Annotated in this window: 7 protein-coding genes; 2 read left to right on the top strand and 5 right to left on the bottom strand. The window is 65.9% G+C overall.

Going from position 1 to position 9,460, the window contains the following annotated elements:
* The 3 genes from GJ693_RS10985 to GJ693_RS10975 all read right to left on the bottom strand — a co-directional run.
* The coding region (locus GJ693_RS10985; protein WP_156256348.1) for a DUF2855 family protein at positions 1–958 on the bottom strand (958 nt) is incomplete at its 3' end.
* Positions 955–2,889, bottom strand: a complete 1,935-nt coding sequence (locus GJ693_RS10980; RefSeq protein WP_156256347.1) for a beta-galactosidase — start codon at positions 2,887–2,889, stop codon at positions 955–957. The genes GJ693_RS10980 and GJ693_RS10985, both read right to left, overlap by 4 nt.
* Positions 2,890–3,025: 136 nt before the next feature.
* Positions 3,026–4,318 (bottom strand): acyl-CoA dehydrogenase family protein, encoded by a 1,293-nt coding sequence (locus GJ693_RS10975; RefSeq protein ID WP_156256346.1) that lies wholly within the window; start codon positions 4,316–4,318, stop codon positions 3,026–3,028.
* A gap of 260 nt (positions 4,319–4,578) precedes the next feature.
* Here GJ693_RS10975 and GJ693_RS10970 point away from each other — a divergent pair, with 260 nt between their 5' ends.
* The gene (locus tag GJ693_RS10970) at positions 4,579–6,084 is read left to right on the top strand and encodes a PEPxxWA-CTERM sorting domain-containing protein (RefSeq protein WP_156256345.1); all 1,506 of its coding nucleotides are present in this window, start codon (positions 4,579–4,581) and stop codon (positions 6,082–6,084) included.
* Positions 6,085–6,093: 9 nt separating this feature from the next.
* Here GJ693_RS10970 and GJ693_RS10965 read toward each other — a convergent pair whose 3' ends face one another.
* The gene (locus tag GJ693_RS10965) at positions 6,094–6,822 is read right to left on the bottom strand and encodes a DUF2306 domain-containing protein (protein ID WP_197042125.1); all 729 of its coding nucleotides are present in this window, start codon (positions 6,820–6,822) and stop codon (positions 6,094–6,096) included.
* A 112-nt stretch (positions 6,823–6,934) separates the two neighbouring features.
* Here GJ693_RS10965 and GJ693_RS10960 point away from each other — a divergent pair, with 112 nt between their 5' ends.
* Positions 6,935–8,620, top strand: coding sequence for an amidohydrolase (locus tag GJ693_RS10960; protein WP_156256343.1), 1,686 nt, complete (start codon positions 6,935–6,937; stop codon positions 8,618–8,620).
* 3 nt (positions 8,621–8,623) lie between these two features.
* On the opposite strand, the gene GJ693_RS10955 is transcribed toward GJ693_RS10960, so the two are convergent.
* Positions 8,624–9,460 (bottom strand): TadG family pilus assembly protein (locus GJ693_RS10955; RefSeq protein WP_197042124.1); only part of this gene is annotated, 837 nt, incomplete at its 5' end.

Genomic DNA, 9,460 nt, shown 5'->3' with positions numbered 1-9,460 from the left:
GGCCGGACACGCGCGCCACCCGCAGCCAGCCCAGCGTTGCCGCGAAGCGGCCCCAGGCCGCGCCCAGCCGCGCTTCGAAACCCGCCGGGCCCCATTCCGCCACCCGATCCTGCGCCACGGTGGGCGCGAAGAACAGCTGCGGCACCGGCCCCGGCAGCGCGTTGCTGTTGGGCGTCTGCCAATGGGTGTCGCCGACGATATGGCTTTCCTTCAGCCGTGCGCCCAGCAGCGTGTGGACATCGCTGCGCACGCCGCCATGGCCGGAAAAATCGACAAAGGCGATTGCCTCGCCCTCGACCTGGGCAATTTCGTCATAGCTCAAGACCTGATCGTAATAGCCTGTTTTGAGGCAGAAATCGCGATTGGCGGGCGAGGTGAGGCCCACGACCTTCTGCCGGCCTTTTGCGGCCTGCGCGACGCCCAGCGCGGTCTTGGATGAGGCCGATGACAGCACAAGCGTATCGACGGGCCTTGTCGCCATCAGGCAATCGATCAGGAAGCTGGTGGCATAGAGCGGCCGGAACAGGCACTGCAGCGCCTCGTCCCCCCAGGCCGGGCTGGCCGGGTTGTAGCGGTTGTAGAAGGGCGGCAGCCCGGCACGGTGAGCGGCGCCATCGGTGAAGCCATGGGCTGACACTTGCACCGGCGTGAGCACCACCTGGCTGGCCATCGGCCAATAGCCGAAGAAGCGCTGGCCCTTGCTGATGTCGTCGGCGCGGCTTTCGGTGACACAGGCAAAACCCCAGACCGGGACAATGCCCAGGTCCTCGCTCCCCTCAGGCACCGGGAAGAAGCGCCAATAGGCAAAATCCTCGCCATGCACGGCATAGGTCACATTGTTGGCAGTCAGCGCGAAATGCTCGATGGCAAAGCGGGCCTGGCCGTCGGACAGCGGGCCGGGATCCGGCAGGGCGACGGTTTCGCCCAGGGCACCGACACGGGCGGCAAGCGTGGTCATGGGGCTTCGTCCTTCCAGATGGCGACGCCCGCCGGCGGCACCGGATTGCGGCCGATCACCAGTTGCTGTTCGAGTGCAACAGGTTGCGGGCCATAGTTGAACAGGAAATTGAGGTTTCCACGCCGCTCCACACGCACATCCGGACCGAGATCGTTCGGCGCCAGCCCGGCCGTGGCCGCCACTTGCCCGATGATCCGGCGCAACAGCCCGGCATCGACCTGGCCGGCGAGATAATGGGCGCGTCCGCGCGCAAACCACAAGCCCCGGCCATCGTCCAGGATCAGAAGTGTCTCCACGTCTGCGCCGGCTTCGACATCCTCCATCCAGCCGGTCACCTGCCCGGCATTGCCGGCGGGCAGCACGATGCCGGGTGGCAGGCTTTCCACCCGCGCCACCGTCACATCAATCAGCGCCCGCAGGCCATCGGGCGGCAGGCCGGACGGAATGGCAAAATCGCGGGACTTGGAACCGGTGCGCGGGCCGGCCACAACACGTGCACCACTGTCTGAAAGTCGCTGCGCAAGCGCCTGATCCAGAACAATCTGGGCCGGCAACAACACCAGTGCATAGCCGGCCAGATCGGCATCCGGCGGCACGATATCGACGCTCAGCCCCAGCCGCCGCGCCGCCGTATGCCAGGCCATGGCGGTGGCCAGCGCGTCCTGGTCGCGGCCCTGAGGCTGGCTCTGCACCGCCCACACGCTGTCATAATCGAAGACCAGTGCGACATCGCTGCGGCCGCGTTCGGGCAGCGGGCCCAACTGGGCCAACCCGGCGGCGAGCGCCTCCACCTCCGGCCAGGCCGCCGCGGGCTGATTGTCCGGTCGATTGAGCCCGGCGTGCATCGCCTCCTGCCCCGTCGGTGCCTGCCGCCAGCGGAACCAGCTCATGCGCTCGGCGCCGTGGGCAACCGCCTCCCAGCCCCAGAGTTCGACCGCGCCCTTCGCGGGTGCCGGGTTCCAGGCGGCCCAGTTCACCGGGCCCGGCTGCTGTTCGATCACCCACCAGCGCCCCTGCCCGCAGGCGCGGTAGAGGCTGTGGTGGAAGGCGGTCAGATCCGGGTGGCCGGTGCGCAGGTAACGGGCCTTCTCGTCGCGGCTGAACGGCCCCTGCCCCAGGAAGCCAATCGGGTAAGAGTCCCATGCCGCCACGTCGAGCTGGCGGCCGACAGCGAAATGATCAAACTCCGTAAACAACCCCATGAAATTGTGGATGATGTCCCGCCCCGGCGAGGCGGCGCGCAAGATCGCCACCTGCGCCGCGTTGAACCGCTCCACCATGGCCGAGGAAAAGCGCTGCCAATCGAGCCGATGCGCCGGATGGCTTTCGGTGACCGTGCCGAACGGGGCGTCCACCGCATCGAAGTTGCGATACTCCTGGCTCCAGAAGGCCAGCCCCCACGCCGTGTTCAAGGCCTGCACATTGCCATAGCGTTCGGCAAGCCAGCGGCGAAAGCCGGCCTTGGCGGCATCCGACGTGCTCACCACCGTGTCGTGGCAGCCATATTCATTGTCCGTCTGCCACGCGACCACGGCCGGATGCTGGCCGTAACGCTGCGCCATCAGCGCCGTGATGCGCCGGGCCTGCTCCAGATAGACGTCGGACGAGAAGCAATAATGCCGGCGCGAACCGAAGCCCCGCACCTGCCCGTCGCGGCCTTTGGCCAAGATCTCCGGATGGGCATCCACCAGCCATTTCGGCGGCGTGGCGGTGGGGGTGCCCATCACCACCTCCAGCCCCGCCGCGTGGGCCAGAGCCACCGCGCGGTCGAGCCAGGCCCAGTCGAAGTGGCCGGGTTCAGGCTCGATCCGGCTCCACGCGAATTCGCCCACGCGCACGAACGTGAGGCCCAGTGCCGCCATGCGCTGCACATCGCTGGCCCAGAGCGGTTCCGGCCATTGTTCGGGGTACCAGCAGACGCCCAGTTTCATGGGCGTTTCCTGCCAGCTTCAGTGCCGATTGCAACAGGATTGCACCGCTCATGCCGAGCTTGTCGAGGCACGCGCCTCGGTCGGCCCGTGCCTCGACAAGCTCGGCATGAGCGGGTTGGGTGCATGGTGCTCGCGGCTAGAGATTGGCGAACAACTGCTTTCTGGGCCCCAGATAGCCGAACAGATAGGCCGCCACCTTGCGCATCTGGATCTCTTCAGACCCTTCGGTGATGCGATAGCGGCGATGGTGGCGGAAGATATGCTCGAACGGCTTGTGCCGGCTGTAGCCGATGCCGCCATGCACCTGCATCGCCCGGTCGGCGGCCTCGCACACCAGCCGGTTGGCCCAGTAATTGCACATGGAGATCTTGTCGGAGAGTTGGCTCTCGATCGCCTCGTGGGGCAGTGTGTCCATCTCCCACGCCGTCTTGTAGATCAGCAGGCGCAGCATCTCGCACTGGGTGGCCAGCTCGACCAGCGGGAACTGGATGGCCTGGTTCTTCGACAGCGCCTCGCCGAACGGCTTGCGCGTCCTTGCATAGCGCACGCTTTCCTCCACGCAAAAGGTGGCCGCGCCCAGGCTTGAGGCGGCCTGGCGGATGCGGTTCTGGTGGACGAAGCTCTGGGCGAGCGCGAGGCCGCCATCGGGCGGGCCCAGCCGGGTCGAATCCGGCACCCAGACATTGGTGAAGCTCACCCGCGGGTGATCGGTGGGCATGTTGAAGGTCCACAGATATTCCTCGACCTTCACGCCCGGCGTGCTGGTCGGCACCAGGAAGCAGCTGATGCCCCGCGCCGCGCCGTCACTGCCGCTGGTGCGGCAGAAGGTGGCACAGTGGGTGGCGACATGCATGCCGGTCGTCCACATCTTCTCGCCGTTGATCAGCCAGCCATCAACGCCGTCGCGGGTTTCCGGCACGGCGCGGGTTTCCATGTGGGTGGCGTCTGATCCATGGTGGGGCTCGGTCAGGCCGAAGGCGGTGATGCGCTGCCGGGCAAAGCCGCCCAGGATGAACTCCTGCTGCTGCGCTTCGGTGCCGAAGGTTTCGAACATGGCGACGAAGGGAAAATTGCCAACGATGCTGTGTTCGTTCTGCAGATCATTGTGCAGGCCCAGGCCCATGGCGGCGAAATGATCGCGGATCACCGCCATCCACAGATTGCTGCCATCCTTGCCGCCATATTTCTTCGGCGCCGAAAAGCGCCAGTGGCCGGCCTTGTCAGCCAGGATCGTCGCCTCGCGCAGCAGCGCTTCCCATTCATGGCGCGGCAGTCCGCCATTCTCGAAATCGGTGCGCGCCCATTCGCGGCGGTGATCGAAGAAGCGGATATTGTCGTCGCGGTTCTCCAGCGGCTTGATCTCGGCCGCGATGAAGGCGTCGAGCTCGGCCAGATAGGCCTTCAGATCGGCGGGCAGTGCGAAATCCATGGCATGGTCCTTCCAAGATGCCACTGCAGTCTGGGCCGCGGGGACGGCGGCCGAAACTGGCTGATTCGGGAAGGCGATTGGGGCGCTGGTCACCTCCGTTTTGGTTGAATCACTGTCGGTTGGCCTTACAAACGCCACGTCAATTCTTTATTAACTATTATTCTTTATCAAGTATTTACCCTGATTGAGGGATCAGTGGCACGGGTCTTGCTTGGCAGCAGGAAAGGTCCGTTTCGGACAGGGTCAACCAGGGTGGATTTGTGTTACACGCAGTGAAGATCACGGCGGCAGCGCTGGTGGGGGCCAGCCTAGCGGTCGCAGCGACGGCACAGACCGCGCTGACCACCACCCAGTCAACCACGCATGCGCAGATCACCACGACGCAGAGCCAGAGCCGCAATGGCGCCGGCACCTCGACCTTTGTCGGCACCACCAGCTTCAGCAGCCCGACGCTGATCCCGATCAGCCGCTTCGACACCAGCACCGGCATCCTGGTTGGCGCCCGGATGAGCGTCAGCATCCCCTACACGATGAGCGTGTCGGCCACGGGCACCGTGCCGGCCTCCGGCTCGGGCCGCACCGTCGACGTGACGTCCAACGTCTCCGGGTCGGTCATCATCGCCGGCACCAGCATCACCACGACGTCGTTTGCCGCGGCGCCCAAGTGCAATTCGGGTGACTGCCTCAACCAGTCCAGCAACAACACCGATTCAACGTCGGGCACGCTTAGCGGCACTGCCACGGTGGCCACCGCCAACCTGGCGGCGCTGGCCGGCAGCGGCCCGGGAACCGTGAACTTCTCGACGCGGGTCAACGCGACCAACACGCAGATCGTCAACGGCTCGGCCGTGACCACCGGTTTTGCCAACACCAGTGTGTCGCTGGGCAGCACCACGACGGCGAGCAACGTCTACAGCGTCAGCTATGACTATCTGAAGTTCGCCAACCCGTCGTTCAACAGCGCTTCGACGGTGCGCACCGCCACGGTCAACTTCGGCACCCGCTTCATCGACAGCGGCACCACCTCGCAAGTGATCACCCTGTCCAACATCGGTGATGGCAATACCGCGGGCCTGGCGGTCAATTCGATCACTCGTTCCACAAACAATGCCAATCTGACGACGACGCTGACTCCGATCAGCAACATCGCGGCCAACACCGGGCAGAACTTCGCGATCGGCCTGAACCCGGCGACGGTGGGCAGCCACAGCGACACCTTCACCATCAACACGTCGGACTATGCACCCGGCGGGGTCGGCATCCGCAATTATGCGCTGACCGTGACGGCCAGCGCCACCTTGCTCAACCATGCCAGCCCGTCGTTCAACGGCAGCACGATCGAGACCAGCAAGACGATCGATTTCGGCCTGGTCTCCTCGCGCGGTGGCCCGGTGCTGCAGAATTTCCAGCTGTTCAACATTGGCGACCTCAACAGCGCCGGGCTTGAACTCTATCAGATCAACGGGCCGGGCAATTCGCTGTTCACCTCGAACATCTCGACCTTCCTGAACCTGGCGGGCGGCGGTTCCAACAATTATTCCGTCACGCTCAACCCGCTCAATCTGGGCATTGCCAACGGCATCTACACCTTCCTGTTCCGCGATTATGCGCCGGGGGTGTCGGGCGGCCGCAACTACACGTTGACGCTGAACCTGATCGCCCAGGTGTTCGATCCGGTGCCGGAACCGGCGACCTGGATGTCGATGCTGTTCGGCTTTGGCCTGGTCGGCGCCCTCGCCCGTCGCCGCGCCCGCACTGCGGCCTGAGCGCCGCGTTCAGCCGCCAATCCGCGCATAGGCCTGCGCAAAGGCCTGGAAGCCGGGGTTCATCGCCACCGGTGTCGCGATGGCGTGCATCACGAGGTAATAGCCAAGCAGCGCCGGCACCGGCCAGCGCAGGCGGCTGAAGCGCCATTCGGCCAGGATCAGGCCGACACAGATCAGTTCGATGCTGACCAGCGAGACATAGAGCGCCGCGCTGAAATCCGGCGCCAGGCCCAGCAGGATGGCGGTGCGTTCGTTGGCCGCCTCCAGCGGGATGATCGCCGAACTGGCCATCAGCCGCAGATGGAGCGGGATGTCGCGGCGGCGCGCAGCGCGGATGGCGAGGCCGACGAAGGCGACGAACAGCGCGATACCGGTGAGATCGAGCAGCACGAACTTGTAGGTGGTCAGCGTGATGCCGGGATTGCTGGTCAGCACCATGGTCTGCACCACGCGCAGGCCGCTGATCGCCACCACCGCCGCCAGTGCCAGCGAGGCATAGCCCAATTGCCGGTGCACGCCCCGCTGGCGCCGCCGGATCAGCACCGCCTGCACCACCGGCAGCGCCATCCACAATGTCGCCGAGAGGCCATGGACCAGGATGTGCGGTGGCGCGGCGCTGATGTGCGACAGGAAGCTGGGCCAGAAGCCGATGCCGGTCAGCAGCAGCGCCGCCGCGAACCACAGCCATGGCTGGCGCAGCGTCTGCATGGATTGCGCGGCCCCCGTCTTGGTCGCCATGGCCTGTCCCCCCGGATGCATCAGGCTATGCCGCGCCTGACCTTCAGGCAAGTCACCCCCTTGGCAAGCGGCGGTGACCGGCGCAGCATGGGCAAAACGGGGGAGAAGAACCATGGATCGCCGACAGCTGATGATGGGGGCCGCCTGGGCCGCCTGGGCCGCCCGCGCCGCCGCGCACGGGCCGGATGCCGATGCCGTCTTGTTCAATGGCCGGCTGATCACGATGGACGATGCCCAAAGTTCAATTGCGCCGCGCGCCAGCGCCATGGCCATCCTGGGCGGCCGCATCATGGCCGTGGGCGGCGACGAGGTGAAGAGCCTGGCCGGCCCCGGCACAAGGCTGGTTGATCTGAAGGGCGCCTGTGTGGTGCCGGGCTTCATCGATTGCCACAACCACCCGATCGGCGATGTGCTGCTCTATGAAGTGCTGGTCGGCAACCCGTTCGAGGTCGAGTTCGTCACCATCCAGTCGATCATCGACAAGCTGAAGGCCAAGGCCGCGGTGACGCCGCCCGGCACATGGGTGGACGGATTCTTCCATGACGACACCAAGCTGAAGGACGGCCGCCAGCTGACGGTGGATGATCTCGACAAGGTCAGCACCCAGCATCCGGTGATGGTCCACCATCGCGGCGGCCACACCGTGTTCGTCAATTCACACGCGCTGCAACTGGCCGGCATCACCACCGCCACGCCCAATCCGCCCGGCGGTACCTTCGATCGCCTGCCCGATGGCCGGCTCAGCGGCCGCATCACCGACAATGCCATCGACATCGTCGACGCCAAGGGCCAGCGCCCGATCATCGACGCAGCCGAAAAAGCCAAGCGCACCCGTGCCGGGCTGGCCCATATCAGCGGCGCCTTCAGCCGCTATGGCCTGACCACCGTCCATCACCAGGGCGGTGATCTCGCCGCCATCCAGGACGTGCGCGCCGCCGGGCAGCTCAAGCACCGGGTGAGCTATGAAGCCTGGGGCCCGATGGTGGAGCAGATGATCGCGGCCGGGCTGAAGACCGGCTTCGGCGACGACTGGATCCGGCTGGGCGCGACGGCCGAGCACACCGCCGACGGCAGTTTTTCGGAGCGCACCATGGCGCTCTCCACCCCCTATGCCGGGCGCACCCCGCCCTATTATGGCAATGTCACCGAGCCGCAGGACGTGCTCGACGCCTGGGTGGAGAAGGTGGTGCGCGCCGGCATCCAGCCCAATATCCACGCCAATGGCGATGTCGCCATCGACATGGCGTTGACGGCCTTCGAACGCGCACAGGCCAAGCTGAAGGTGGCGGACCTGCGCCCCAAGATCACCCATTGCACACTGGTGAATGACAATATCCTCAAACGCATGGCGGCACTGGGCGCGGTGCCGGCGCCGTTCACCAGCTATGCCTATTACAACAGCGACAAGTTCGGATTCTATGGGGCGGACCGGATGGCCCACGCCATGGCCTTCCGCGATTTCCTTGATGCCGGCATCAAGGTGTGTGCCGGCAGCGATTTCTTCCCTGGCCCGTTTGCCCCGCTGATGGGCATCCAGGGCATGGTCACCCGCACGGGATGGAATGGCGAAACCTGGGGGGCGAACCAGCGCGTGTCGGTGCTGGAGGCCATCCGCATCAACACGCTGCACGGCGCCTGGGCCGCGCACGAGGAAGACCGCAAGGGCAGCCTGACCGCCGGCAAGCTGGCCGATTATGTCGTGCTGGCCGAAGACCCGACGGCGGTGAAGCCCGACCATATCAAGGACATCACCATCATCGAGACAGTGGTGGACGGCCGCGCCCGCTACAAGGCCTGACGCTCAGCTCACCAGCCGCGATCGCGAGGACTGGTTGGCTGACGCGCACAAGGGTGAGCCCGGCAGCGTGGCGGTGGCGTTGAAGCGGTTGTTGTAGGTGGCGGTGCCGGTGGTGCTGATGCGGTTGGCCGGCACGGCTGGGCTGGAGCCTTCGACCTTGAAGACGATATTGGTGAGCGGCGCGCCCTGGCCAGCGTTGTTCATCGTGATTTGCGGCACCACCACCCAGAATTGCCCGGCCTTGGGTGCCGTGAAGCTGAAGACGCGGGCATATTGCGATGGCGAGGTGATGCGGATGCTGATCACTGTTTCGGCGGGGTTCCAGTTATCGACACGGATGATCGGATTGCCCTGCGGGGTGGACCAGTAACAGGTGCCGGTGAGCCCGGATTGCGGCTTGCACGCCTCCCCCATGGTCACCACGGCGATGCGGCTGGGACTGTTGCTGCTGATTTCCGACAGCGTGGGGTTGGACGGGCACACGGCAGTGGCGGTGGCGCTGATATCCATGTCGCGCATGCCCAGTACGGCCCCAAACACCAGCCGGTGGGCATTGCCATTGGCGCTGGCATAGCGGGTGATGACCCGGACGGCGTTGGGATTGCTGCCGCCCGGCGCGAAGCTGCGGCCATTTTCGGTCCAGCGGCCGGTGACGACGTCGCCGGCCGCCAGTACCGTGCCGTGGGTGGACGCCGGCAGGTTGAGCCCGGCCACCCGCACCGCCTCGCTGCTGGCATCGCTCGACAATTTGCGGGTCGCGGCAGCGGCGGCGGCATCGGCCGCGACCTGCAGCCGGGCCTGGGCCGTGAACAGGGCGGCGCCATCGACGGCAAAGCCGAC

Source organism: Sandarakinorhabdus oryzae, from assembly GCF_009733735.1.
GTDB lineage: Bacteria > Pseudomonadota > Alphaproteobacteria > Sphingomonadales > Sphingomonadaceae > Sandarakinorhabdus > Sandarakinorhabdus oryzae.
This window is presented reverse-complemented; position numbering and strand designations above follow the sequence as displayed.